General features: G+C 61.1%; 23 protein-coding genes and 1 pseudogene. 16 read left to right on the forward strand and 8 right to left on the reverse strand.

The window, feature by feature from the left end; all coding sequences use genetic code 11:
• The 5 genes from HWN72_RS19860 to HWN72_RS19880 form a co-directional block, all read left to right on the forward strand.
• Nucleotides 1-820 (forward strand): PAS domain-containing protein (locus tag HWN72_RS19860; protein WP_211151128.1); only part of this gene is annotated, 820 nt, incomplete at its 5' end.
• Between the two features lie 183 nt (nucleotides 821-1,003).
• On the forward strand, nucleotides 1,004-1,216 hold the full coding sequence (locus HWN72_RS19865; protein WP_054435457.1) for a hypothetical protein: 213 nt from the start codon (nucleotides 1,004-1,006) through the stop codon (nucleotides 1,214-1,216).
• 307 nt (nucleotides 1,217-1,523) lie between these two features.
• Complete coding sequence (locus HWN72_RS19870) at nucleotides 1,524-1,769, forward strand: response regulator transcription factor (protein ID WP_211151129.1); 246 nt, start codon at nucleotides 1,524-1,526, stop codon at nucleotides 1,767-1,769.
• A gap of 174 nt (nucleotides 1,770-1,943) precedes the next feature.
• Entirely contained in the window at nucleotides 1,944-2,408 is a 465-nt protein-coding gene (locus HWN72_RS19875; RefSeq protein ID WP_211151130.1) for a hypothetical protein, read from the forward strand.
• A 71-nt stretch (nucleotides 2,409-2,479) separates the two neighbouring features.
• Nucleotides 2,480-2,785 carry a hypothetical protein gene (locus HWN72_RS19880; RefSeq protein WP_211151131.1) on the forward strand — a complete coding sequence of 102 codons (306 nt, stop codon included), beginning with the start codon at nucleotides 2,480-2,482 and terminating at the stop codon, nucleotides 2,783-2,785.
• Between the two features lie 31 nt (nucleotides 2,786-2,816).
• On the opposite strand, the gene HWN72_RS19885 is transcribed toward HWN72_RS19880, so the two are convergent.
• Nucleotides 2,817-4,529, reverse strand: coding sequence for a chloride channel protein (locus tag HWN72_RS19885; RefSeq protein WP_211151132.1), 1,713 nt, complete (start codon nucleotides 4,527-4,529; stop codon nucleotides 2,817-2,819).
• A 160-nt stretch (nucleotides 4,530-4,689) separates the two neighbouring features.
• On the opposite strand from HWN72_RS19885, the gene HWN72_RS19890 reads away from it, so the two are divergent.
• Nucleotides 4,690-5,097 carry a MarR family winged helix-turn-helix transcriptional regulator gene (locus tag HWN72_RS19890; RefSeq protein WP_211151133.1) on the forward strand — a complete coding sequence of 136 codons (408 nt, stop codon included), beginning with the start codon at nucleotides 4,690-4,692 and terminating at the stop codon, nucleotides 5,095-5,097.
• 151 nt (nucleotides 5,098-5,248) lie between these two features.
• On the opposite strand, the gene HWN72_RS19895 is transcribed toward HWN72_RS19890, so the two are convergent.
• Complete coding sequence (locus HWN72_RS19895) at nucleotides 5,249-8,020, reverse strand: GGDEF domain-containing phosphodiesterase (protein WP_211151134.1); 2,772 nt, start codon at nucleotides 8,018-8,020, stop codon at nucleotides 5,249-5,251.
• Between the two features lie 312 nt (nucleotides 8,021-8,332).
• Between HWN72_RS19895 and HWN72_RS31195 the strand changes: the two genes are divergently transcribed.
• The 4 genes from HWN72_RS31195 to HWN72_RS19910 all read left to right on the forward strand — a co-directional run bounded on the left by HWN72_RS31195 (nucleotide 8,333) and on the right by HWN72_RS19910 (nucleotide 13,049).
• Nucleotides 8,333-9,511: a GGDEF domain-containing protein gene (locus tag HWN72_RS31195; RefSeq protein ID WP_248006164.1), complete on the forward strand. Its 1,179-nt coding sequence runs from the start codon at nucleotides 8,333-8,335 to the stop codon at nucleotides 9,509-9,511.
• Between the two features lie 53 nt (nucleotides 9,512-9,564).
• A complete protein-coding gene (locus HWN72_RS31855; protein ID WP_289357246.1) occupies nucleotides 9,565-9,753 on the forward strand; it encodes a DUF6771 family protein in 189 nt (62 codons plus the stop codon).
• A 111-nt stretch (nucleotides 9,754-9,864) separates the two neighbouring features.
• Entirely contained in the window at nucleotides 9,865-11,892 is a 2,028-nt protein-coding gene (gene rpoD, locus HWN72_RS19905) for an RNA polymerase sigma factor RpoD (RefSeq protein ID WP_211151135.1), read from the forward strand.
• A gap of 158 nt (nucleotides 11,893-12,050) precedes the next feature.
• Nucleotides 12,051-13,049, forward strand: a complete 999-nt coding sequence (locus HWN72_RS19910) for a MucR family transcriptional regulator (protein ID WP_211151136.1) — start codon at nucleotides 12,051-12,053, stop codon at nucleotides 13,047-13,049.
• 436 nt (nucleotides 13,050-13,485) lie between these two features.
• Here the strand turns inward: HWN72_RS19910 and HWN72_RS19915 are convergent, their stop codons facing one another.
• Nucleotides 13,486-14,502 carry an IS110 family transposase gene (locus HWN72_RS19915; RefSeq protein WP_211151137.1) on the reverse strand — a complete coding sequence of 339 codons (1,017 nt, stop codon included), beginning with the start codon at nucleotides 14,500-14,502 and terminating at the stop codon, nucleotides 13,486-13,488.
• A 439-nt stretch (nucleotides 14,503-14,941) separates the two neighbouring features.
• On the opposite strand from HWN72_RS19915, the gene HWN72_RS19920 reads away from it, so the two are divergent.
• Together HWN72_RS19920 and HWN72_RS19925 are read left to right on the forward strand one after the other, a co-directional pair.
• Nucleotides 14,942-15,181, forward strand: coding sequence for a DUF6894 family protein (locus tag HWN72_RS19920; protein WP_211151138.1), 240 nt, complete (start codon nucleotides 14,942-14,944; stop codon nucleotides 15,179-15,181).
• A gap of 147 nt (nucleotides 15,182-15,328) precedes the next feature.
• The gene (locus HWN72_RS19925) at nucleotides 15,329-16,072 is read left to right on the forward strand and encodes a Crp/Fnr family transcriptional regulator (protein WP_211151139.1); all 744 of its coding nucleotides are present in this window, start codon (nucleotides 15,329-15,331) and stop codon (nucleotides 16,070-16,072) included.
• A 452-nt stretch (nucleotides 16,073-16,524) separates the two neighbouring features.
• Here HWN72_RS19925 and HWN72_RS19930 read toward each other — a convergent pair whose 3' ends face one another.
• A complete protein-coding gene (locus HWN72_RS19930; RefSeq protein ID WP_211151140.1) occupies nucleotides 16,525-16,746 on the reverse strand; it encodes a response regulator transcription factor in 222 nt (73 codons plus the stop codon).
• 95 nt (nucleotides 16,747-16,841) lie between these two features.
• Nucleotides 16,842-17,168: a hypothetical protein gene (locus HWN72_RS19935; RefSeq protein WP_211151141.1), complete on the reverse strand. Its 327-nt coding sequence runs from the start codon at nucleotides 17,166-17,168 to the stop codon at nucleotides 16,842-16,844.
• 99 nt (nucleotides 17,169-17,267) lie between these two features.
• Between HWN72_RS19935 and HWN72_RS31200 the strand changes: the two are divergent.
• Nucleotides 17,268-18,287 (forward strand): annotated as a pseudogene (locus tag HWN72_RS31200) (IS256 family transposase); the annotation flags it as partial.
• 55 nt (nucleotides 18,288-18,342) lie between these two features.
• Here HWN72_RS31200 and HWN72_RS19940 read toward each other — a convergent pair.
• Both HWN72_RS19940 and HWN72_RS19945 read right to left on the reverse strand, forming a co-directional pair.
• A complete protein-coding gene (locus HWN72_RS19940; protein WP_211151142.1) occupies nucleotides 18,343-19,053 on the reverse strand; it encodes a sensor histidine kinase in 711 nt (236 codons plus the stop codon).
• Nucleotides 19,054-19,412: 359 nt separating this feature from the next.
• The gene (locus HWN72_RS19945; protein ID WP_211151143.1) at nucleotides 19,413-22,067 is read right to left on the reverse strand and encodes a chemotaxis protein CheB; all 2,655 of its coding nucleotides are present in this window, start codon (nucleotides 22,065-22,067) and stop codon (nucleotides 19,413-19,415) included.
• Between the two features lie 153 nt (nucleotides 22,068-22,220).
• On the opposite strand from HWN72_RS19945, the gene HWN72_RS19950 reads away from it, so the two are divergent.
• The 3 genes from HWN72_RS19950 to HWN72_RS31205 all read left to right on the forward strand — a co-directional run bounded on the left by HWN72_RS19950 (nucleotide 22,221) and on the right by HWN72_RS31205 (nucleotide 23,294).
• Complete coding sequence (locus HWN72_RS19950) at nucleotides 22,221-22,652, forward strand: DUF6894 family protein (protein ID WP_211151144.1); 432 nt, start codon at nucleotides 22,221-22,223, stop codon at nucleotides 22,650-22,652.
• A gap of 89 nt (nucleotides 22,653-22,741) precedes the next feature.
• Entirely contained in the window at nucleotides 22,742-22,990 is a 249-nt protein-coding gene (locus HWN72_RS19955; RefSeq protein WP_211151145.1) for a DUF2945 domain-containing protein, read from the forward strand.
• Between the two features lie 148 nt (nucleotides 22,991-23,138).
• Nucleotides 23,139-23,294, forward strand: coding sequence for a hypothetical protein (locus HWN72_RS31205; protein WP_248006165.1), 156 nt, complete (start codon nucleotides 23,139-23,141; stop codon nucleotides 23,292-23,294).
• A gap of 103 nt (nucleotides 23,295-23,397) precedes the next feature.
• Here the strand turns inward: HWN72_RS31205 and HWN72_RS19965 are convergent, their stop codons facing one another.
• The gene (locus HWN72_RS19965) at nucleotides 23,398-24,114 is read right to left on the reverse strand and encodes a Crp/Fnr family transcriptional regulator (protein WP_211151146.1); all 717 of its coding nucleotides are present in this window, start codon (nucleotides 24,112-24,114) and stop codon (nucleotides 23,398-23,400) included.
• Nucleotides 24,115-24,206 lie beyond the last annotated feature (92 nt).

Consider the following 24,206-nt stretch of genomic DNA (forward strand, 5'->3'; position numbering starts at 1 on the left):
CCAATTGGAAAGTTGGTCTCAGCCACTGAAGACGCTGGTAACCGCATTGCTCGCCTGTCCGACGCCCATGTTTCTGGCGTGGGGCCACGACAGACTTTCTTTCTTCAATGACGCGTACCGACCGATTTTGGGGCAACGGGTAAAGGGCGCGATGGGCAGACCCTTCGAACAACTTTGGCATGACATTTGGAGCGATATCGAGCCACTTGTTCGCGAAACTTACTCTGGCGGCAATGTCGAAATGATCGACATGCGGCTCGACATCCATCGTGATGGAGTTCCTGAAGAAAGCTGGTGGACGTTCTCCTATTCCCCGGTCTGGGACGACAGCAACGTCGTGGCCGGGTTGCTGTGTATTACCCGCGAAACGACGGAGAGGGTGCGAGCGGAGCAGGATCGCAAGAAGGCTGCCGCCCGGCTTCAGGCAGCGTTGTCTATCGGCGATCCAATTGGGTCCTGGGAATGGGACGTTGTGAATGATCGGGTGACTGCCGACCAGCAGTTTGCGGTAATATACAACGTGGATCCCGCGAGGGCTGCTGCGGGGACGCCGGTATCGGAGTTCCTTCACTGCATCCATCCCGACGACCTGCCTCTTGTTCAGTCTCAGATTAACAATGCTGTGCGCTACGGGGATCATTACCAGTCGGAGTATCGCATTTTTGACCGACTGGGAGAAATCCACTGGATTTCGGCTCAGGGCAGGGCGGTCCTGGATGCCACTGGCAGCTGCATCCGTTTCCCGGGAGTATGCTTCGATATCACGATAAACAAGAAGATCGAGGCCGAGCGCCAGGGCACAGGCAGCAGGCGACGATGAGCTGGGAGACCGGGACGTTCGGCTCCAGCCCGGTCGTGCGCATCCGATGGTCGGATTGTCCATAGCGGGACCGTCATGTGTTTCAGTCGGCCTCGACCGAGTTTCGGCCAGGACTATGGAAAAGAGGCAGGCCTCATTTTTCCGGGAGTTGGCGCCGCCCCTCTGATCGCATACTTGGTTTCTATGAAGGCAATTGAAACACTGCTTGGCGCAACCGAAGAAGACGTCCGTGAGGCTCTCAAGGCCGCGTCATTTGGAAATTGGCCGCAGGACGACGGCGATCTCCTCGAGTTCTTCATCCTGATGATCGACTCGAAGCTCAGCGGCAGGGTGTTGCCTGCTTCAGAAATCGGCCTGGACGATCCAGACCTGAATTTCCGCTCGGCGGACCACTGAAAGCGGCGCAGTTTCCCTACTAATATTGAGGTAATGGGCTGGCCCGAAGTTTACGCGGCTCGGCCGCGGGCCCCGAAGTTGGTAGTCCGGTAGGCAACAAGCCAAGGATCGGGACAATAGGCGAGTGCCGGCCAGTTTGCCGCCAAGCCGTATTGGAGGTGGCGCCCCTCCTGAAAATCCCCCACAAAAATAAGCAGGAAGTTAACGGGACTTACGTGTATACCGAGTCGCAGAGGTCCAACTGAAGTAGCCAGAAAACTATAACATAACCTTCAGAATCAAATGGTTAATTTGGGGGCAATTTAAAATGGCTTTGGGAAGCACGAGTCCTTCGCTCACAAGCCGTGAGCGCGAGATAGTTAGCCTCGTCACCTATGGACTGTCGGCAAAGGAAGTCGCGATCCGGCTCTCGATTGCGCCGTGCACGGTGGAGCGGCATGTTGAAAACGTCCGCCTCAAAACCCGGACGCGAAATCGTGCGCACATGGTCGCGTTCCTGTTGTTCAATGGCCTTGTCGCAGAGCACAATCCTGCACCACCGACAATCCAGTAGCCAGGCCGGAGCTGCATCCCGGTCGCTGACTCTATGCCAACGTGCGATCTCCCATGGCAGCAACAGCCCGGGGAGATCAAGCGACCGGACCGGCCCCATCTCAGCCTTGATGCCGCAGCAGGGGATGCGGTATCATTGCCTCGCAATCCCGATTGACTGGGAGAGGAGGTGGTCATGGACTTGATCCTCGTATGTATAACCTCGGCAGCAGAAATAGCGGCGAGCCTGTTGATCGTTGCTATGGCATGCTCGCTCAGCGTTGCCGCCGGTCAAAAGACACATCACCCCTTCGCCGCTCCTGTCCTGATGACTGCCCTTCTGATGGGCGGCGCATTGTGGGACGGGGGCGGCGGGATCAGGGTCATGGTTCTGGCCTTCGGCACCGCCGCTACGGCGTTCATGATCCTTTGGATCTGGCTGGGTGACGGACCTGAAAGAGGCCGCGTGAAGAAGGCGCCGCGTGTGAAATGGTATTATCCTGCGCTTACCGCGCGGATGGGCGACTTGAGAAGCCCGTCGGCTTCGGAGTTGCGGCATCTGCTGCGCAGGCTCAGCCGCGAGCTTCTGACCGACGGTCTGTCAGCGCGCGCAAAGGCAAGGCTCATAAAGGGGGTCGCGCGGGCGGCGCTGAAGCAGTGACGCCGGTCATCGGCCGCACACGATGAGGCTAGAAATGGCGAGCCTCGTGCGCTTTCGATCGCGGAGTTCGAATGAACCGGCACGAAGACAAGCCGTTTCTCGAGCTGCTGGACAGCTACGTGCTGCGCGCCATCGGGGCGCTTGATCCCGACAAGGAAGCGATCCTGGACGCATCGGAGGTCTATTTCCAGGAAATCTGGAATCTTCCCGGGCGCTGGCACGACATCGTGGCGAGCCGCATGCGGTTTTCCGCTGACCAGGCTAGCCACATCAATATGGTGTGGCTCGCCGCTCGCGAGGATGGCGCCCGGCTTGGCGCCGCCCCAACCCCGCTCGAGTTCACGCGTCTGTTTGTCGATGTTAACTACGCAGGCTGAAAATATTACAGCTGATCATCGGCTCACAGGGCTACCGATCTTGCTGATGAGTAGGGGTACCGCGGCTGCGGGTCACCTCAGATCCGCGATGGACATGTCTGATCTTCAACAGGTCATGCCGGGTGAGAATGCCGACGACTTTGCCGGACGCCGGCTCGACGACGGGAATGCGGCCGACCCCCGTCTCGACCATCAGGTCAGCAACGCGGGCGACCGGATCGCGCGGATTGGCATGGGGCTGCGATACGTCACCCAGGACTTCGGCAAGCGAGATGTTGTCCTCGAACGCACCGAGTCGCCAGCCCAGCACATCGGACCGAGAGACTAGGCCCTGCAGCAATCCGATGCCGTCCACGACAGGATAGCTGCGGTGGCGCGCCTCGCTGCCGAAGAATGCGATGGCCGCTGCGATGGTCATCGTCTCTGGCAATGTCTCCGGTTCCGCGGACATCACCTGCGAGGCTTGCAGAAACTCGAACGGATCGACGGTATACTCCTGCAGGATGTGCCGGCCGCGCCTTGCGATCTTTTCGGTAAGGATGGAACGGGGCATGACGAGAACGCTGACGGCATAGGCCCCGACGGATGCCGCAAGCGTGAGGGGAAGCATCACGAAATCCCCAGTCAGTTCAACAGCGAACAGGGCAGCCATCAGCGGCGCACGCATGGCTCCGCTGAGAATGCCTGCCATGCCCGCCAATGCCCACAGAGCGCTACCGCCCGGCAGAACTTCGCCCAGGAGATATCCGAGCGCGCCGCCCAGTAGCAGCAACGGCGCCAGGACGCCTCCCGACGTGCCCGAACCCAGCGCAATCAACCACACCGCCGCCTTGACCGCCAGCAGTGCAATCGCCGCTCGCAGCGCCAGTGAACCGCTGAGGAGGCCCTGGATGCTGTCGTAGCCGGCGCCGAGCACATGCGCGTCGATAAGGCTGCCAAGGCCGACGGCCAGGCCGCCAACTGCCGGCCACCACATCCAATGAAGTGGCAGCCGAGCAAACTGATCCTCGACTTTATACAGGACGCTGGAGAGCAGGGCTGCCTGGGTACCGGTCAGGATACCGACAATAAGGGCGATGCCAAGAACCCTGGGATCCAGCGCCAGGGCATGGTGCGCCGGAAACAGCGGCCCGGTGTCGATGAGCAGAGGGCGCCAGAGCCAGGCAGTCAGCACGCCTACGACGACCGGCACAAAGCTGCGCGGTTTCCATTCGAAAAGCAGGACCTCGATGGCGAGGAGGATGGCGGCAATAGGCGTGCCGAAAATCGCCGTCATGCCCGCTGCCGCGCCGGCCACCAGGAGGCTCTTGCGCTCTGCCGCGCTCAAGTGGAACGCCTGCGCGAAAAGCGAGCCGATCGCGCCGCCAGTCATGATGATCGGGCCTTCGGCCCCGAACGGCCCGCCGCTGCCGATGGAGATGGCGGAGGAAAGCGGCTTGAGCAGCGCAACCTTGAACGACAGCCGGCTCTCCCCGTAGAGGATGGCTTCAATTGCTTCTGGAATGCCGTGGCCCCGGATCTTGTCTGAGCCAAACCGCGCCATGAGACCAACAATCAGACTTCCAACAATAGGTACGGCGACGAGCCAGAGCCCCAGCGCGTTATCGGTGATGGCCGCCGGCGATGCCGATAGGCGCCCGAACCAGAACAGGTTGGTGGCGACGGCAATGGACTTGAGCAGCACCCAGGCTCCCAGCGCCCCGCCGGTTCCAATGACCAGCGCAGCGGCAGCCAGCAGGAGCATGCGTGTGTCTGCGCTATGGTCGGCGAGGGGGCGGGCGCGCTGAAGGAACGCGGGAATCGTCATAAAGGCAGCTCACCAACCGGGGAAGATACAGCGCAATATATCGCAATCCGATATATATCAACATTGACTCTCCCATCTCGTCGCTGCGACTGGCACGATGCCTTCGAGTTTGACTGACGCCGACTATCTGGCCCTTGCGGAGTTCCGCTTCTCGCTGCGGCAGTTCCAGGCATTCAGCGAGCAAAAAGCCGAGGAATGCGGCCTGACCCCGCAACAGCATCAGGCTCTGCTGGTGATCCGTGCCGCTCCGGCCGGTACGGCGACGATCGGCTATGTGGCGGAGCGCCTCATTCTCAAGCCCCACAGCGCGACGGGCCTGGTCAACCGGCTCGTGGCTCTCGACCTTGTACAGCGCGGGCGCTCTCACGGGGACAAGCGGCAGGCAGTGCTAGCTTTGACCGAAGCCGGCCATCAGACACTGGCAGCCTTGAGCGCCACACATCGGGAAGAAATCCGCCGGCTCGGCCCGCTGTTGATTGGCTTGTTGGCGAAGGTACAGGATTAGAATCTGCGATAAGCGCCGACAAGTTTGGCGGGCTTTCGGCCCCCAGACCTCGGTGATGTTGCGGCCATACCCGCCTGCGGCTATCTCTCGCGGTTCCGTAGGAGCACCGTATTCTCGAGTGCTTGGTCCCGCCTGATCCCCTACCACGGTATTATCCTGTGGTCAGGCTAGAGTCCCGTCCTCGTGCGTGCATGCCCGAGGCAATGACAGAAAGCACAGACGGGGCGCTCCAGTTCAGTACGACATCGCTGACATGGGCGGCGGCCATCGGCCTGCCGAAGAGGAACCCCTGCGCGATATCGCACCCCTGCCGCGCGACGTGCGCCGCTTGGAACGGCGTTTCGATACCTTCAGCGACAGTGGTGATGCCAAGGTTCTTGGCCAGATGTATGACCGCGCTGACGATCGCAGCATCTTCGCGGTCGCGGGCGTCCAGGCGCGAAATGAACGAGCGATCGATCTTGAGCGTGTCGACTGGAAACTGCTTGAGATGGGTGAGCGAGGCATAGCCCGTTCCGAAATCATCCAGCGCGATCTTCACGCCGGCCTCTGAAAGGGTTGCGAGGGTTTGGCTGACCGTCTCGGCCAGTTGCCCCACGAACACAGACTCCGTCACCTCCAGTTCGAGGAGGGATGGTGCAAGCCCTGCATGCGCCAAGCGGTTCAATATGCGATCGGCGAAGTCGCCCCGCTGAAAATCACCCGGAGCACCATTGATGGCGATGCGTCCGACATCGACGCCGCTGTCTTGCCAGAATAGCAGGTCGGCGATGACGCGCTCGATCATGCGATCGGTCAATTTGGATGAAACGTCGGTGTCATTGAGGGCGGCTCCGATGGCACCGGGCGAGCGCAGGCCGCGGTGGTGGTGCCAGCGCAGAAGGGCTTCGAAGCCCAGACACGCCCCGGAGCGAAGACAGACCTTGGGTTGATAGAAGGGAACGATACGGTCATCGCGCAGCGCTTCGCGCGCGTCGTATAGCATCTGGGTCTGACGTTCCGCGGCGGTCTTGAGCTCGGGCCTGAACCAGCAGACTTGGCCGGAGCCATCGCCCTTGGCTGCGTATAGCGCGAGATCGGCGTTTTTATGGAGCTCTTCAGGATCCTGGCCATCGCAGAAAGCTGTCGCTGAACCGGCGCTCAGGCTCACATCGAGCTGGCGCCCGTTGAATGTCATGGGTTCGCTTACTGCCGCAAGAAGCCGTTGAACCGCAGAAACCTCAAGAATGACTTGCTGTGCAGCGGGGCAGATGATTGCGAACTCATCGCCGCCCAGACGCGCCACGGTTGCCCGATCCGGCACGGCTTCGAGAAGCCGGGCAGCTATCTCACACAGCAAGGCGTCTCCCGCATCGTGCCCGAGGGTGTCGTTAGTGGCCTTGAAGCGATCGACGTCCAGGACGATCAGCTGGACCTGGCCCCCATGGAGGCGTGCCTCCTGGAGCGCCGTTTCCAGGCGCTCGCTGAACAGTACCCGGTTCGGCAGGTTGGTCAGAGCATCGTAGTGGGCCGCCTGCCGCAGCTTCTCCTCGTAGCGCTTTTGGCTGGTTACGTCCTGGAGAGAGCCAATGAGTCGAGCGGGCTTGCCCTCCGCATCACGCACGACGTAACCACGGGCGACCAGATGCAGGTAGGCACCATCACCGGCCAGGAACCTGAATTCCTGTGCCCATTGCGTGAGGTCTGGCGCGTCCATATTCTGAAATTGCTCAAGAACTCGGGCGCGATCATCAGGGTGAAGGCGCTCCACCCACCAGCCTCGCGAGGTTCCCTGCAGTGCTTCGGGATACCCCAGCACCGTCGCTGCGGCGCCGCTCCACTCGATGTGATCATGGCCGAGCGACACGTCCCAGATTACGTCGTTGGTGGCCAAAGACGCCAGGCGGTAGCGCTCCTCGCTGGCCTGTACCGCCTGTTCAGCCGCAACCTGGTCGTGGATGTCTTCAAGGTTCCCATACCAAGAAAGGATCTCGCCGTCCGCATCGAGCCGGGGGAGGGCGCGGGCGCGGAACCAGCGGAAATCGCCGCCGGCAAGTTGAAGGCGATAGCGGACATCCGCATATCCGCCCGCATCCGCGCATTGCAATGCGGCGGTCCAGACTTCCTGGACGTGTGGCAGATCGTCGGGGTGAACCGCGGCCGTCCAACGCCACCCGAGAGCATCCTCACTTTTTATGCCGGTCAGCTTCGTCCATCGGGGACTAAGTTCGATAACAGCGCCGGTTCTGTCGGTGATCCAAGGGATCTGCGGGTTGAGCTCGACCGAGTGGCGGTAGTGTTCCTGACTGGACTGAAGAGCGTCGATGAGGGCGCCCATTTCCGAACGCGAGTGCAGCGTTTCTCTGAAGGCGGCGTGGCTTTTGGCAAGCGATCGCAGGATGACGCCGGAAGCCACGAAGAAGGTTAGGCCGATGCCCGTCAGATAAGTGTCGGATGAAAAGACCAGACGCCCCGTGACGGGGAGAGCACCGAAGAGGAGGACGCACCATCCCGCGATCGGCAGCGCATGCAGACAATAGCAGCAGCTGATGGATCCCACGAACACGTAAAGCGCTATTGAGGTGGTGCGGACCGGCTCGGCTTCGCTCATCAGCAGATAGCCCCAACCTCCGAAAGCAGAACTCAGGATTACCGATGCCGCGACCGTGCCCAGAAGGTAGCGACGAATTCTGGCGGGGTCGGGATTTCTTCCGCGTCGAAATAGCCAGACCGCGGTCCGAACGCCAATCAGCATGCAAAGCACACCCGGCACTCCGACGCTATGGGCGAACGGCACCTCGCCGTAAGTCGCGGCCGCCAGGAAGAGCATGTTGACGGCCATCAGCGCATACATCAGCGGAATTTGCGTCCGCAGAGCGGAGTACTGCGCCTGGAGCACCGCAGCGGAGCCATGCGCGATCTGGTTACGCGGACTGAATTTCATTGGCGGCATCACTATGTGGCGACTTTGCATGTCCTGATAGACGCGCCGCGTTAAGATTGAGTGTGGGTCGTAGTGATCACAGCGGTCCTGAGCCGATGGAATGAAGGCCTTGCTGAACCCGGAAAGGTGCGCCGCGCGGCGGTATCTTTCCTGGATTATGCGCGGACGCGACGGCTACACCGCTCCAACGATCGGAAATCTTTGCCATGCGCGGAACGGTTCGCCGCAGCGGTAGGTTTGTCTTAACCTCTCGAAGAGCGATGGTGATCCATGGAGAGAAGACAAGAAGCGCAGAGGCAAAATCGAGGGGGTATGATGCGGGGGCTTGGACGCGGCAGGATTCCGGTCTCCGACGCGGTCTACCGTGACCTGGTGTCGACCCTCTTCACCATGCGATTGCCCATCGCCGGGTTCGGCGCGCTCTACGGCATCGTCGGCGCGCTCATCTACCTGAAGTGGCCCGACAGCGTTATAGCCGGTTTGACCGTTGCGGCGGTCGCGGTCACGGCTGGCCGCATCGTGCTCATCAATCGCTATCATCAGGCTGGAGGCGCTTCCCAGGAGGTTGCCGCCCTGCGCCGCTGGGAACTCGCATATGAGCTGCTGACCTACCTTTTCGCCATTTTGCTGGCGGCTCTCAACGTCCGAGGGCTGACCGCCCACGCCCCTCTGATCCATCTTGCGACGATTAGCCTTGTCTTCACGTTTGGGGCAGGGGTCGTCTCGCGGACCTCCTCGAGATTGCGTCTTTGCATGGTGAGCGTGACACTCGCGGTATTGCCGACGGTGACCGCCATGCTGGTCCACGCTGCCAGCGATCATGCCGAGCGGCTCCATTCCGAATTCTTCCTGCTCGAAGCTTTCCTGCTGATCGCGGTCGGGCTCATGAGTCTGCAATCTGCCGCGCACCTCTATGCGTCGGCGGTGGAGCATCTCTCCACCAAGCAGGATATGGCCAAACTTGCAAAGTACGATCCCCTGACCAGTCTGCCCAACCGCCTTCTGGTACGAGAGGCTTTTCAAGAGCTCTTCAGCTTTTCCCGGCGGTCGCAAAGCCAGCTTGCAGTGCATTACCTCGATCTGGATGGCTTCAAGGCGATCAATGATCGTTATGGCCATCCTGCGGGGGATAAGCTGCTGGTCGAGGTCGCACAGCGCCTCGTGTCGACCGTCCGAGCTTCCGATCTCGCATGTCGGCTTGGCGGCGATGAGTTTCTCATCATCCAGTCCGATGTCCGGCACCGTGACCAGGCCGAGCTTTTGGGGCGCCGCATCATCAGGCAGATCAGCGAAGACTATGACATTGAGGGCGCGACCATGCGGGTCACGGCAAGCATCGGGGTTGCCATGGTGCCGGAGTGCGGGATCGAGTTGGACAGACTGATCGAATGCGCTGACGCGGCACTTTACCAGTCGAAATCGCGAGGCAAAGCTCAGGTCCTATTTTGCAGTCCCGACGATGAGCTTCTGACAGGGCGGGCCGTGGCGTAAGCTGCCAGCCTACCGAATTTGATTCCGGGAGTTGGAGAAGGCATAGGCGGCGTGTGAATACCAACCCTACCAGCACCATTCTCGCTGCCATTGAGCGCGCACCGCAGTGGGTCCGACACGAATTGGAATCGAAGGACCCGGTCATCCGCTGCCGGGCAGAAGAGACGCTGGCGGCTATCATCGCCAGTGCCCTCGATGCCACGGAACGCGAGCAGGGACCTGAACCCGGAACAGGGCGTTAAGTCCCAGAGATTGCTGGAACTCACTTGGCTTCTCGGGCAAGCGTTGCTGAAGGTCTACGTCCTTTTTGGCGGCGCAATCGTATGCAGGCGTACACAGACAATGGCGGCATTATGAGCACCAACGAGCGGAACGGGGACATCGATCCTGCAATACTTGATGCCGACGAGGGTTCGATCGCCCAGTTCCTGGCACGGGCTAAACGCCGCGGCATCGTGACCGTGAGCGAGCTGAATGCTGCGTTGCCGCAGGATCAGCTGACCACCGATCAGATCGAGGACGTGATGTCGGCGATGTCGGAAATGGGCATCAACGTCGTCGAGAACGATGAGGCAGAAGACGACGCCGATCCCGCTGTCGACCGGGAAGGCGAAGATGACAATGACCGCGAGGACGAAGCGAATGCGGAGGACGACGCTTCCCCGCGGCGGGTAACCGAAAGCAAGAGCGCCGAGTCCCTGGGCCGAACCGACGACCCGGTGCGGATGTACCTGCGCGAAATGGGCACGGTCGAATTACTGAGCCGCGAAGGCGAAGCTGCCATTGCCAAACGTATCGAAGCGGGCCGGGACATGATGATCCAGGGCCTGTGCGAGAGTCCGCTCACGTTCGATGCCATCATCCAGTGGTCCCAGGCTCTCGACGCCGGCGAGATGCAGCTGCGCGAGATTTTGGATCTTGATGCCATGGTGGCGAAGGAACCGGCGCCTGAAAACCTGAATGAGGACGGGCAGGGCGACGGCAGCGCCGAGATCAGTGAGAAGACGGCGGGGCCGTCGCTCAAGGAAGACAGCGATCAGAGCGACGTTGCTGAAGGCGTGGACGAGGACGGAAACCCCGTCGGCGGCGACGCTGAAGCGGAGGACGACGACGACAATTCCTTGAGCGTAGCGCAGCTGGAAGCTGCGCTCATGCCTGAAGCGCTTGAGATGTTCAGTGTCATCACCGACCTGTTCCAGCGGTTTCAGAAACTTCAGGCCGAGCGTCTGGAAGCGCTGGCATGGGACATTCACTTCCCGGCTGACAAGGAAGAGCGATATCACGAGCTGCGCGAGGAGCTGACCGCCAAGGTGGAATCAGTGAAGTTCCACGCAGGGAGAATCGAATACCTTGTCGACAATCTCTATGTCCTGAACCGGCGTCTCACCACGCTGGGTGGCCAGATGCTCCGCTTGGCTGAGCGTCACAAGGTCAAGCGTGACGACTTCCTCGAAACCTACGTCGGCCGCGAGCTCGATGATAGCTGGCTGTCCGAAATGGCAACGCGCGACAAAAAGTGGGCCGCATTCGCGGCAGCCGAAGGCGATGCGGCAGAACGCATTCGCTCCGACGTGGCGGACATAGCGGCCGCTGCCGGCGTGCCGCTTCAGGAGTTCCGCCGCATCGTCAACATGGTCCAGAAGGCGGAGCGCGAGGCGCGCATTGCCAAAAAGGAAATGGTCGAGGCCAACCTGCGCCTGGTGATCTCGATCGCCAAGAAGTACACGAACCGGGGCCTGCAGTTTCTGGATATCATCCAGGAGGGCAACATCGGGCTCATGAAGGCCGTCGATAAATTTCAGTACCGCCGCGGCTTCAAATTCTCCACCTACGCAACCTGGTGGATCAGACAGTCGATCACCCGCTCGATCGCCGACCAGGCCCGCACGATCCGTATCCCGGTCCACATGATCGAGACGATCAACAAGCTGGTTCGAACCAACCGCCAGTATCTCCACGAGCACGGCCGTGAGCCGACGCCGGAAGAGATGGCTGAGCGCCTGTCGATGCCGCTCGAAAAGGTCAAACGGGTCCTCAAAATCGCAAAGGAGCCGATCTCGCTCGAAAGCCCGGTCGGTGACGAGGACGACAGTCATCTGGGCGACTTCATCCAGGACGCGAATGCCGTCATTCCCGTGGACGCGGCGATCGAGTCCAACCTCAAGGAAATGATTACCCGCACGTTGGCTTCGCTTACTCCGCGTGAAGAGCGCGTGCTGCGCATGCGCTTCGGCATTGGCATGAATACTGATCACACCCTCGAGGAAGTAGGACAGCAGTTCTCGGTTACTCGTGAACGCATTCGTCAGATCGAGGCGAAGGCGCTCAGAAAACTCAAGCATCCGAGCCGTTCGCGGATCATGCGAACTTTCCTCGACTAGCAAAGCGCTGTCCATGCGTGGCGCTCGTCCATTCGACTATGAAGAACCGGCGCCTTACGCTATTCGTTGGCGACATCGAGCAGTCGGGATGTCTGGACTGCCATGTCGATGGTGATAAGTCTTCGCCACCAGCGCTGTAGAATAGGAATCCGAAAACAATGGCCGAAACCGAAAAGCAGTCCGACATCGCCTCGCTGACTGTCGAGCTGCTGAGCGCATACCTTTCCAACAACACGGTGCCGTCGGCAGAACTCGCCGGGCTGATCCAGTCAACCAGGGCCGCTTTGACGCAAGATGCCGCCCCTGTGGAGACTGAAGCGGACACGCCAACATTCACGCCGGCCGTAACGGCCCGCAAGAGCCTGGCGTCGCCCGATCACATCATCAGCCTGATCGACGGCAAGCCCTACAAGACACTCAAGCGTCACCTGACGCGGCACGGCCTGACCCCGGAAACCTACCGCGAGCGCTACGGTCTTCCGGCCAGCTATCCGATGGTTGCTCCGGCGTTCGCGGCCATGCGCCGTGCGATCGCGGAAAAAATCGGGCTGGGTACCAAAAGGGCGGCCGATGCGGTCGTGCCTGCAGATGCAGTAGCAGGCGCGGATGCTGCGGAAGCGACCGACGTTGCTGCCCCCGTCGCCGCCAAGCCGAAGAAGCAGGCTGCCAAGACCTCTGCGGCAAAGGCCGCCAAGGCGCCAGCTCGCAAAGCGAAAGCGACCCCGAAAAAACCCACCGCCACTTCGGCGGAAACGGTAACGGCGCCGGTTGCAGACGTAGCGGACAGCCCAGTTGAGCCGGAGGTCGCCCAGCAGGCCGTCGAAACGCCCAGCGCGGCGCCGACTGCGACGAAGACTACTGCGAAGGCTCCGGCTCGCGGCGCAGCGCCCAAGAAGCAACCCACGAAGCGCATGGCGCGGACGCCGAAGCCTGCGGCAAAGTCCGAAGCGGCTGCCCCGGTGTCGGAAGAAAGCTCGCCCCCAGAAACCGGGGCCGCGGAAACCACTGACGCCCCGGCCGCTGCAGAACAGCCGAAGCGCCGCGGCAAGTTGGGTCTGTTTGGGAAAGAGGCCGCCGTCACCAGCGCAGCAACCGAGACCCCGGCTCCTGGGGCTGCAAAGACGCGGTGGAAGCGTCCCTCCGCGAAGGCCAAGTAATCGGAGCATGGGCCACCCTGTCGCTTAGCGACGGGGTGGCCGCGCGACGACTACCCGGGCCGAAATGCATACGCTGCGGGCCCGGAATGACCGTTCCTGGGGACGTTCCGGACAGGCTCCTTTTTTTGGACGCCGTCCCCGCCCAACTTGCCATTCGTTCATCGAGGCTAGAACCAGCGGGACCGTCTGAGGTTGGGACGTTCCGGAAAGTTGTCTAATTGAGACTTTCATAGCGCCTCCGTTTTCTCATTTTCCCGGTAGCCAATGGTTGTCTTCGAGGTCATCGGACCGCGGTATGCCGCGATAGTATCCGAGCCTTCATGATCGCGGCCGGGCGTTTATGTCGGACGTCTCTGGGTCCCCAACGCAGTCGAAGCTGCGACAATCCGGTCGAGATCGCCCGAGGCATGGCTGACCGGGAACGTTGACGCCAGGCTCAAGCCCAGCGAAACTCGGTCTCGTTCAGCCAAAGGGAATGAAGTAACACGGCAAGCTTGCGCGCCACGGCGGTTCGCGCCCGCCTGGTACCTTTTGTTTCGGACATACGCCGACCCCACTCCTGGAGTGCGCTGGGACGTTTCACGCGGCAAAGAATGCTGTTGGCGGCTTCGTATAGGGCACTACGCAGCATACCATCTCCGGCTCTGGATATGTGCCCTTTGGTATCTCGCTCTCCTGACTGAGTGCGTCGAGGTACCAGACCTACGTACGCTCCAACGTCTTGGCTGCGTGCGAAGCGGCGCGGATCCTCGATGCTGGCGGTATAAGTAAGCGCGGTGATGGGACCAACGCCTGGAACGCTCATCAGGCGGGCGCACACCGTATCGGAACTGGCTCGCCGCTCGAGCAAACGACCCGACGCCCGCAGTTGCTGCTCCACGGTATCGACGCATGCGACGAGGGGAGCGAATACGTCCTCCAGGTCAGGACGCTGACGGTAGAACGCGGCGAGGCGTTCGGCTCGTTTCGCTGGTGTAGTCACCTGATTCAGACGCAACCCGAATAGCTTCAAAAGTCCGCGCAGCTGGTTGATCATTGCAACGCGAGTTGTGATGAGCTGCGCTCTGATCCGCAAGGCCGCCCGGTCGATGTGGGTGGCCGACGCCTTCATGTGGACGCGCTTAAACCAGCCCGTCCGCGCGAGCTGGGCCAAGCCCTCTGCATCGTGCACGTCGCTTTTATTGACCCGCGCCGACAACGCTCCCTTGGCGTGACGGGCGCAGATGCACTCGATCGGTACATCGCGCTCCTTCAGTCCATGATAAAGAAACGTAGAAAGGGTTCCGGTTTCCAGCACGACCCGCGTTATTCCACGACTGTGTTTGTGGAACCATTTCGCGAGAACTTCCGGATCGCTCGCCACGACGTCGCGCCGCAGCACGCCACCGTCGCCATCGACCACACAAATATGCGTGGTCTTGTCACTCACATCCAGTCCTGCATAAATCGACATCGGTCACTCTCCTGCGTTGAAGCGTGCATGCGACTTCGTACCACACAGGAGAGTGGCTACATCAATTACGCGGTGTCTCGTATCAGGCGCCGATATCGGCTGAGCCGCCGTTCATTCATGTCGGTCAGAACCAGCGGGACGGTCCGACGTTGGGACAAATTTGCCGTTCCCCACGGGCTTGCGGAAGGACTGATATCGCCGATAGCCGCCGTTCGACAGCCCATTCCTGGCTATGTGAACAGACGGCTAGTTTGCCTTCCGGAACGCCCATTATGAGGGGTGGAAGCGGACAATCGTCCGGCTGAGCGCAGCAATCATAATTGGGTGCTAGCTAATCCCGCCCGTTTTGCTCTATGATCGCGTTACCGCTGGCAGAGATTTAGGGTTCCAGTGGCTGAGAGATCCGCCGTGCTCCCCCCCCCCCCGCTGGAGCCGCGCAATGCCCCGATTCTATTTTCACCTCCGGGATCACACTGATTCCGTTATCGATCCCGAAGGCCAAGAGCTTCCCGACCTGCAGGCGGCCGAGCGTGTGGCGCTGGAAGCGGCTCGTGATACCCTTAGTCAGGAAATGAAGGGAGGCTTCCTCGATCTACGGTACCGTATCGAAGTGGAAGATGAAGCTGGAACTGTCATTTACTCGCTGCAATTGAAAGACTCGTTCGCAGTCCGAGAATGACCGCCAAGGGCCCTCGGTTCTAACGCGCTTGGGCCGTGTTGGCCGAAATAGTGCAAAAACAGGCTATGTTAATGTGTCAAAATGCGACATGTTTACGGCTGACATTTGCGACCGTGAGTTGAGTGTGCTCCCGCCGCAGGAGGAAGCATGTTTGATTCTGCTCTCGAACTGGTTGTGCGTAAACTTGAAACAAGGGTCGGCTTATCTCCGGATGATCGGCAGGCTATTTTCGCTCTTCCTCATGTTTTAAGAACATATAGCGCCACCGATTATGTCATTAGAGATGGCGAGCCGCCACGCCAACATTGCGACTTCATTCTGGATGGCATCGCTTTTCGACAAAAGATGACTGTGGATGGCTCCCGGCAGATCGTCTCCATTCATTTTAGCGGCGACTTCATCGACCTTCAACATTTGTTCCTGAACACTGCCGACCATAATGTTGAGGCACTGACAAGTTTGAAGGTGATTGGGATCGAACGGACTGCCCTACAACAATTGGTGTTGCAGTTCCCTGCGGTGGCAAGGGCCATGTGGATCGAGGCACTGGTCGACTCGTCGATATACCGCGAATGGGTGGTCAATGTCGCGCGCCGAGACGCCCGTGCTCGGATCGCACACCTCGTCTGTGAAATCTGGTCCCGCGTGAAAGCTGCTGGATTTCTAAATCCCCAAGGATTGAAACTGCCGCTCACCCAGGTGCAGCTTGCAGATGCCGTCGGTTTGACCACGGTCCATGTGAACCGTGTCCTCCAGTCGATGAGGTCAGAAAGGCTGATAAAAGACCAGCGTCACGTCGAGCCCCTTAACATGGCGGCTCTGGCTGAGGCCGGCGGCTTTGACCCGCGCTACCTTCATCTAGAGCAGACATCGTCTGCAAATGCGTCATGACGGAAGGTGCGAACCTGATGCCTCGAGCCAACAGCAGCTCTTTGCGGCGACGTGGTGTCGAATTATGGTGCCGGCTGCCCATCGCTACCTCGAAGGCCTCCGTGCCATGCTACTGAGAAATCGGTCCGATCCAAAGCTTGAAGGTGAGCCAAAGATCAACATCGCCGACGACAGTATCGAGAGGTCCAAGCTGGTGATTGACGCGTCGATGCAGTTGATCTGCAATGTTGGAGAAACCAGGCATAGCGCTAACGGTAGCGGCAGACCATCAGTCATCATCAAACGCGATGAGGGGCACAACTAGCACGGCGGCTCTGAGGGCATGACTGGTTTTCGCAGTGAACGCCGATATCGGACATGGCCGCTTCCAGACGGGACGCCCCTTTGTTAAACGGCGGATTTCATTGGCGGGAAGTGGCCCCCAGTCGAGACGATACCACCGTGCAGAAAGGCTAGATGAGTTTTTGAACCATGGCTTGCGCAATCATATGCGCTCTATTCCGCGACCGAGTCTTAAGTCGAACGTTATCGACGTGACGCTCCACGGTGCTGGCCGCGATGCCCAACATGCGAGCAGCCTCTTTAGCAGAATGTCCTGATGAGACGAGTTTCAGAACTTCGCGTTCTCGCGACGTCAGATAAATGGACCTGAAATTCGCTGCATGATCTGACATACTATCCCCTGCTTTCTGAGAAGAACAGTATGGGCGTTTCCTGGAGACGCGCCTTAAAGTATGTTATATATCCAAGCTTAATCCGAAAGCGGCCATTAGAATGCCATGCCGATGCTCGGCCTCTGCGATGATGGATCGGTGAGCTTGTTTCGGAGAACTTTGCATTGGATGCGGTATAGCATCGCCAGTTGGCGGTGGCTCTCCGCCGCTTCGGAAGAGGGCGCCGCCGATGCTAGTTGCTCCTCGTGGGCTATCATCTCTTCGCAATGATCAATATCGGATGTCATATGGCAACCCCTTTTCCCCCGGTCGCCACAGTGATTTTCGAAGTAGCGAGCCGCATTAAACTGGGTTTCAAACGCACACTGGGTCGGCAAGATGTGCTTTTTTTGGGTTGTATAACCGGAGGTATGGAAATTCATTCGGGTCGGGACCGTTAAGCCGGTGCCGGGGCATGCCCCGGCACCGGCTGCCCATCTTCAGCATTCCATGGAGTCACTACCCAACCATGGAGCAGACGAATGGACAAACGGGACGATACAGCGATTGAGGCAGTTCTGGAACAGTTGATCGAACACGCCCCTGAAGGGATTGCGGCCGTGTTCGCGCGCACCTTCGAGATGGCGATGCGCATCGAGCGTGAACGCTTTCTGGGCGCGCAGCGCTATGAGCGAACGCCCGACCGGCGTGGCTATGCGAACGGCTACAAGCCCAAGCGGATCGATACGCCAGCGCGCACGGTGCACGTGGCAGTCCCCAAGACCGCCGGTCATGACGGGCAGCCTTTCTACCCGCAATCGCTGGAGCGTGGGCGCCGCTCCGTGCGCGCGGTCATGCTGGCGGTGGCGGAGATGTACGTGAAGGGTGTTTCCACCCGTCAGACCGAGGCGGTGCTGCGCGAATTTGGCATCGAGGGAATGTCCTCTTCGCAGGTCAGCCGCGCTGCGGTCCTGCTTGACGAGGAGCTGGAGGCGTGGCGGACCCGCCCACTGGGCGAGATCCGTTACCTCATCCTCGACGCGCGGTACGAGAAAATGCGCCAGGGCGGCGTGGTGCGCGATGCTGCGGTATTCTCTGCGATCGGGATCGGATCTGACGAGCGCCGCCGGGTGCTCGGTGTCAGCGTCGCCCTGTCGGAGGCTGAGGTCCACTGGCGCGGCTTCCTCGATGATCTGGTCGCCCGCGGCATGCGAGGCGTCGAATTCATCGTGTCGGATGATCATGCAGGCCTGCGCGCCGCTCGCCGGGCGGTACTCGGGTCGGCCACCTGGCAGCGCTCCCAGTTCCGCCCCGCCGCCAATGCTATCCATCACGCCCCCAACGTCGCCATCCGCGCTCGCATCGGCTCAGAACTGCGCAGCGTCTGGAACGCCGGCTCGCTGGCTAAGGTACAGGCCGCGCTCGACGAGCTCGTCGCGGGCTACTGCAAAACCGCGCCCAAGCTCGCCGACTGGCTCGAAAACGCCATCCCCGAGGGCCTGGCTGTCTTCGCCCTGCCTGAGCACCACCGCCGGCGCCTGCGCACCTCAAACCCGATCGAGCGCGCCGTCCAGCAGGAACTGGCCTGGGCTGCTGACCTCCAGGCGAGACTGGTGGCTAATCATCGAGTACCTGGAAGGGTGCGTGTAACCGGCGCGCCACCGGCTCGCGATCGGGCGGACGAGAAATCGAAGGCCTCGTCGTTTCTTTCGCGGGCACTTCGATACGAAAGCTCTTCGACTCTGCCTGCGGATGCTTGAGGTGTCCGCCGATCGAAGCCAGCAGACGCTCGACGAGGCCAAGGCCCAGCCCGGTTGTATGCCAAGCCGCAGGTTCGGGCAAGGGAAGACCGTCATCATCGACGGTCACGACTATGCTTTCGCCATCGCTGTCCACCGAGATGGTGATCTTGCCCTGCTCTCGCTGTTGAAAGGCGTGTTTGATCGCATTGGTGGCCAATTCATTCACCGCCAGGGCGATCGCGGTGATCTGGTCTGCTGAGAGGCGGTCGGGGCAATGGCCGAAAGACGCAGCCAGGAGGATTGATCGCGGTTCGGCTTGGGCGCTGAGGGCTTCACACGTCTGGCGAAGGGCTGCCTCGAGGTTTCCATCTGCCGGGTGCAGCATGGCGGCCCGGGCTTGGGCCAGGGCAGCGACCCGGTCCATCGCATCGTGAAGGGCAGCACGCGCCTCATCGCTGGATACCCGGCGGCTTTGCAAAGCGAGCAGGCTGACCACCAACTGCAGATCGTTCGCGCAGCGATGGTTGGTTTCGCGCAGCAGCAATTGAGTGGTTTCCGATGGCGCCGCAAAATCCACATGGCTCATCGACCTGCTCCTCGATTGCCGCACGCTGCCGTGTGGCAACGTTTCTTTCGGCCTTCCCGCCACCATCGACGAAGGGCCCGAATGCCTGAAACGAATTAACGGCGGCTCAGCGGGCACTTTCCATCGATGCAGATGCCGGGCAGTAACAGACTGTCATCAAGAGCGGATAATGCTCCATCCTCAATCCCGCCCGACGAGAACGTGAAACCCAGACACAGCATTTCCGACACTGGCGCATTAACACATGTGATTGTGCAATGCGCAAAAGCGACGAGTCGAGCCAGACAAAGCATCCTGTGTTTCGAAACGGCTCGTCCGGCAACGGCGACGTACCTGCATTCTTACGCTGCAAGCTCGTTTTATTCGGAGCCGGCCCTATTTGTCAGACGTGCGCATTGCTGTTCGAGCAGTTCGCGCACCCGCTTGTCTTCGTTTGCCTGCGCCTGCGTCTGTTCAAACATCGAACGGTAGCGTTCTTCGCTTTCGCGCAAGGCATCTTCGGCGGTTCGCCGCTGGGTAATGTCGACGAAGCTCAGGACGATGCCTTCGATGCGGTCTTCAACAGTGCGATAAGGGCGAAGGCGCATCATGAGCCACCGTCCGTCGCGGGTCTGGACCTCGTCCTCCATCGAGGAGAGGCTGCGCAGGACATGGCGCGCGTCGGACTCGACGCCTTCGTACACCAGTTTGTGGGTGAAATCCGTGATCGGCCGGCCGACGTCAGAATCAGTGACGCTGAACAGCTGTTCCACCGCCGGAGTGAGCATCTTGATGCGCAAGTCCGCATCAAGGAAAAGCGTGCCGATCTCCGTCGAGTTGATCAGGTTCTGCAGGTCGCTGTGCGCGTTGGCGATGTTGTTGAGCTTGCTCCTCAGCTCGAAGTTGACGGTCTGCAGTTCCTCGTTGATCGACTGCAGTTCCTCCTTGCTGGTCTCCAGCTCCTCTGCGGTGGAGCGGTATTCCTCGTTGACGGACTGCAGTTCCTCGTTGGCGATGCGCAGTTCCTGGATCGCGCTTTCATGTTCGCGGCGGCTTGCGCTCAGGCGTTCCTGCGCACCGCGCAGTTCTTCGCGCAGACGGCGGATTTCCTGGGCGCCGACAACCTCGTCGATCGAATCGTCCGGTGTGATCTCGCTGTCGATCGCGCCCGCGTCGAGGAAGACGACCAGCGCCATGGGCGCGCTCTGCGGCTCCTCCGGCGACCGAGCGACGTATATCGCTACCCGGTGGAACGTGCCATTGAACGCCACGTTTAGCGGAAGGGTCACGCTTGCTTCATTCGCGGTGAAAGCGCGGTGCAGGGCGCTGCGCAGTTCTGCGCGCAGCTCCGGGCGGACGATGTCGGGCAGCTCGGTGCTGAGCGGACCTTCGGGGGGCATGATGAAGCGTCCCGCCGTCTGCGACAGGTTGATGATGCGGTGTTCCTCGTCGACCAGGACGCTGGGCGGCGATGTCTTCTCGAGCGCGCCGTGATGGGCGAGACCCGGCGATCGGTCGCGGCGGCTGGGCGGATCGCGCAGAGCGGGTATGTCGCGGCGATGGTCGCGCGGAAGCTGGTTGAGCAGCTCTATCGAATTCGTGTTGCGCGGCTTGGCCGCGTAGATGCGTGAATCGCGGTTGTGAGTCGCGAACAGTTCGGGGCGCACGTCCGCGGTTTCCGCCGAGCCCAGGAAAAGGTGGCCGCCGGGTCGCAGCGCGTAGTGGAACAGAGCGAGGAGCTGGCGCTGCAGGTCACGCTCCAGATAGATCAGCAGGTTGCGGCACATCACCAGGTCGAGCCGCATGAACGGCGGATCCTTGACCGCGCTGTGATGGGCGAACAGCACCAGATCGCGCACGTCCTTGCGGATGCGGTAATGCTCTACTTCGGCGACGAAGAAGCGGTTGAGCCGCTCCTCGCTCATGTCTGCCTCGATGGCGCGGGGGTAGCGCCCCTCGCGCGCGGTCGCGAGGGCGCCTTCGTCAAGGTCGCTGGCGAAGATCTGGATGTGCGGGCGCACTTCGCGGCGCTCGGCCTCCTCCAGCATCAGCATGGCAAGGCTGTAGGGCTCCTCGCCGGTGGCGCAGCCGACCGACCAGACGCGGATGGTCTCGTCCAGGCCATGGGCATCGAAGATCGCCGGGATCACTGTCTGGCTAAGGTTGAGGAACGCGGCGCGGTCGCGGAAGAACGAGGTAACCGAGATCAGCAGGTCGCCGAACAGTTCCTGCGCTTCTTCCGGAGTCTGGGTCATGTAGCGGGCATAGTCCGCCACGCTGGTCTGGCGTGTCACCTGCATACGCCGGCCGATCCGGCGACGCACGGTGGCGGACTTGTAGCTGGAGAAATCGTGCCCGGTGCGGACCCGCAGGAACGTGATGATCCGGGCGATGTGGTTTTCCGCGTCTTCGTTCTCGTTGTCGATGAGGGCCTGTTTGCTGCGGGTGGTTTCGGCGATGCGCACCACCAGTTCGCGGATCGGCTCGACGAAATCGGCGACGCCGGTGGCGATTGCACTGCGCGGCATCATCGGGAATTCCGCGTCGCGAGGGTCCTGAACGAGGATCAGGCCGCCCGCTTCCTTGACTTGCCGCACACCCACCGCGCCGTCCGCGCCGGCTCCGGTGAGCACCACCGCGAAGCCATCGCCGCGCGCATCGGCGATAGAGCGGAAGAACATGTCGATGGGCGCACGCCTGCCGCGCGGTTCCACGAAGTTGCGGGCCTTGATCTGGTTGCCCTCGATCACGAGTTCGCGATCGGGCGGGATGACGTAGACACAGTTGGGCTTCAGTTCGGGCGAATCCTCCACTTGGTTGACGGACATCGAGGTGGCAGCGCGCAGGATTTCGGCGAGCTGGCTGGGATAGTCGGGTGCCAGGTGCACGATGACGACGTAGGCAAGCCCGAGGTCGGGTTCGATGGTGCCGAAGAACGTCTGCAGCGCCTTGATGCCGCCTGCTGAGGCTCCGATCGCGCAGACCGGCGTCAGTGCGTCAGTTATGCCCGCCACGTCTTCAATCACGCTTGTCATCGTCAGTTCTCGCGTTCATTATTCCAGACGGCGCGGTCGGTGACCGCACAGGTTGCGCCGGATCGACGTGCGGTCAATCATGCCTTGCATCAGGCATAGGTAGCAACCGCCCGATAATCCAGAGACAAGCCGGAAAGGCGCAGAGGGTACTGCATGGCTCGGTTCTTCTTTCACTTTTTCGACGGAAACGTTCGTTTTGACGACGAGCAGGGGGTCGATCTTCCCTCGGCCGATCATGCCTATCTCGAAGCCTTCTCTGCGGCGACGGCTATGTGGGGGGATCTGCTGAACGGTCGGACCGACCCTTCTGGTTGCGCTTTCGAGATCGCCAACAGTGCGGGTCTGATCATCAATCGCGTGGAGTTCTCAGAACTGCTGGACAATTGCCGCCCTGCCAACGCGGTCAGGCAGCCGCCGCAAGTCCTGCTTGCCGCGCTGGCGGACACGCATCGGCGGGCCAACGCTGCGCGTGCGGAGCTGGCGACCTCGCTCGCGCAAGTGCGCACGTCGCTGGCGGAGGCGAACGTGCTGCTCTCCAGGCTCAGCGTAATCCAGAACAGCGGACGCCGGCGCCACCGTTGGTAGGCGCGGCTCCAGGATTGCCTTTCGCACGGGAACGCGAACCCGCGCCGTCACGTTCGTCAGGCAGGTGCCGAACGGCGAAGGAGGCGGCGATGACGAACGAACTCAGGAAGGGCGTCGAAGTCAGCCGGCATTCCAGCCAGGGTGCGACGCAAGGCGTTGTCGTGAAAAAGCAGACGTCGCCAACTCAGATCAAGAAACATAAAGTGGCAGCGTCTCCTGATAATCCCCGATACCTCGTCAAGAGCGAGAAATCCGGGAAGCAGGCGGCGCACAGGCCCGAGGAACTGCGCAAGAAGCCCTGCGCGCGGAGCGTCGACAAAGATTCGCCGAAACCCTAGGAACGAGTGGCACGGTAAGCGAGTTCGACGGCCAACAGCAGGAGCATGTCATGGCAACAGCCACGTTCGAAACGCCCGATGCGAGGAAATCGAGATCGACGGCGACGATGTCGTCCACCTCAAGCCCGGCAAGGAAGAAGAAACCACGGTGATCGAGCTCGAGGACGGCGAGGAGATCGTCGTCGTCGCGTCCGAACTAGAAATCGCGGCGGACCTGGGCCTCAACCCGCTCGACTATGTAGATCCCGAAGATGACGACGAGTCCCTCGAGGAGGTCGTCGACGAGGAAGAGGACTACGAATAACCGCTTAGGAGCGGCTCTCGTCGACGCAGCGCAAGTCGTCGCAGACATCGCAGTGGGCCGCGGCACTCTCGCCGCTGGCGGTCTCCGTTCGGGGATCGCGTCGCTACCGACTCGGCCCGATCAGCCGGTTGTACTCCGCTTCGGGCGTGCTGTAAGCCGTTTGGGCGAATGTCTCCATCCCTTGCCGGTCCCGAATGAGCACAAGGCCCCGCGTGGCCTTGAGCAGTCCTATGCCTTCGAGCGAGTGCAGCGCGATCGTCACGCTGGGGCGCCGCACGCCCAGGGCCAGCGCCATGAATTCGTGGGTCATGGCGATGCCGTCGCCGTCCTGTCGGTCGTGTGCCATCAACAGCCAACGGGCCAGGCGCTGCTCGACGGAGTGGATCGCGTTGGACAGCGCGGTATGCCCCTGCTGCACGCACAAGGCATGGACGTAGCGCAGCAGATGTCGCTGGATGGAAGCGCTGCCGGCAAGCGTGCGCGCCAGCACAGGCGCGTCGATCCGAAAGCCGGCGCCGTCCGCTTGCATCGAGGCACTGTGCGGCGAGCGGTCGCTGTCCAGGAGAAGCGAAATGCCGATCATCCCGTCCCGCCCGGTCATGCCGACTTCGACCCCGGAGGTGTTGGGACACGGCGCCACGATCGAACTCAGGCCGGAGGTCAGGAACCATGCGGATTCGATCGGTTCGTGAGGATGGACCAGGACCGTGCCACGCCGCAGGCGGACAGGCTCGAGATGCCCAGCGAGAAGGGCGAGGTCCGTCGACGTCAGGGTGCCCAGCAAGCGGTTCTCAGTGACGTCCGGTTCGCGCTTACGCATTGATATCGCCCAATTACCGAACGCGGAGGCCCATGCCATCACCCGGTCTTTCCGGCGCTGCGATAGAGCCTCTTTGTCCCGCTTGCGAGGCG

This window comes from Novosphingobium sp. HR1a, assembly GCF_015594425.1.
Lineage (GTDB): Bacteria > Pseudomonadota > Alphaproteobacteria > Sphingomonadales > Sphingomonadaceae > Novosphingobium > Novosphingobium resinovorum_A.

What these genes read in the sequence shown, in the direction of transcription:
- HWN72_RS19950 (WP_211151144.1), top strand. Translation starts at nt 22,221, where the DNA reads ATGGCTCGGTTCTTCTTTCACTTTTTCGACGGAAACGTTCGTTTTGAC.
- HWN72_RS19930 (WP_211151140.1), bottom strand. Translation starts at nt 16,746, where the DNA reads ATGTCAGATCATGCAGCGAATTTCAGGTCCATTTATCTGACGTCGCGA.
- HWN72_RS19935 (WP_211151141.1), bottom strand. Translation starts at nt 17,168, where the DNA reads ATGAATTTCCATACCTCCGGTTATACAACCCAAAAAAAGCACATCTTG.
- HWN72_RS19870 (WP_211151129.1), top strand. Translation starts at nt 1,524, where the DNA reads ATGGCTTTGGGAAGCACGAGTCCTTCGCTCACAAGCCGTGAGCGCGAG.
- HWN72_RS19865 (WP_054435457.1), top strand. Translation starts at nt 1,004, where the DNA reads ATGAAGGCAATTGAAACACTGCTTGGCGCAACCGAAGAAGACGTCCGT.
- HWN72_RS19910 (WP_211151136.1), top strand. Translation starts at nt 12,051, where the DNA reads ATGGCCGAAACCGAAAAGCAGTCCGACATCGCCTCGCTGACTGTCGAG.
- HWN72_RS31195 (WP_248006164.1), top strand. Translation starts at nt 8,333, where the DNA reads ATGATGCGGGGGCTTGGACGCGGCAGGATTCCGGTCTCCGACGCGGTC.
- HWN72_RS19880 (WP_211151131.1), top strand. Translation starts at nt 2,480, where the DNA reads ATGAACCGGCACGAAGACAAGCCGTTTCTCGAGCTGCTGGACAGCTAC.
- HWN72_RS19955 (WP_211151145.1), top strand. Translation starts at nt 22,742, where the DNA reads ATGACGAACGAACTCAGGAAGGGCGTCGAAGTCAGCCGGCATTCCAGC.
- HWN72_RS19875 (WP_211151130.1), top strand. Translation starts at nt 1,944, where the DNA reads ATGGACTTGATCCTCGTATGTATAACCTCGGCAGCAGAAATAGCGGCG.
- HWN72_RS19885 (WP_211151132.1), bottom strand. Translation starts at nt 4,529, where the DNA reads ATGCTCCTGCTGGCTGCCGCTGCGCTGGTCATTGGAACCGGCGGGGCG.
- HWN72_RS19890 (WP_211151133.1), top strand. Translation starts at nt 4,690, where the DNA reads ATGCCTTCGAGTTTGACTGACGCCGACTATCTGGCCCTTGCGGAGTTC.
- HWN72_RS19965 (WP_211151146.1), bottom strand. Translation starts at nt 24,114, where the DNA reads ATGCGTAAGCGCGAACCGGACGTCACTGAGAACCGCTTGCTGGGCACC.
- HWN72_RS19895 (WP_211151134.1), bottom strand. Translation starts at nt 8,020, where the DNA reads ATGAAATTCAGTCCGCGTAACCAGATCGCGCATGGCTCCGCTGCGGTG.
- HWN72_RS19920 (WP_211151138.1), top strand. Translation starts at nt 14,942, where the DNA reads ATGCCCCGATTCTATTTTCACCTCCGGGATCACACTGATTCCGTTATC.
- HWN72_RS19940 (WP_211151142.1), bottom strand. Translation starts at nt 19,053, where the DNA reads ATGAGCCATGTGGATTTTGCGGCGCCATCGGAAACCACTCAATTGCTG.
- HWN72_RS19925 (WP_211151139.1), top strand. Translation starts at nt 15,329, where the DNA reads ATGTTTGATTCTGCTCTCGAACTGGTTGTGCGTAAACTTGAAACAAGG.
- HWN72_RS19915 (WP_211151137.1), bottom strand. Translation starts at nt 14,502, where the DNA reads ATGTCGATTTATGCAGGACTGGATGTGAGTGACAAGACCACGCATATT.
- rpoD (WP_211151135.1), top strand. Translation starts at nt 9,865, where the DNA reads ATGAGCACCAACGAGCGGAACGGGGACATCGATCCTGCAATACTTGAT.
- HWN72_RS19945 (WP_211151143.1), bottom strand. Translation starts at nt 22,067, where the DNA reads ATGACAAGCGTGATTGAAGACGTGGCGGGCATAACTGACGCACTGACG.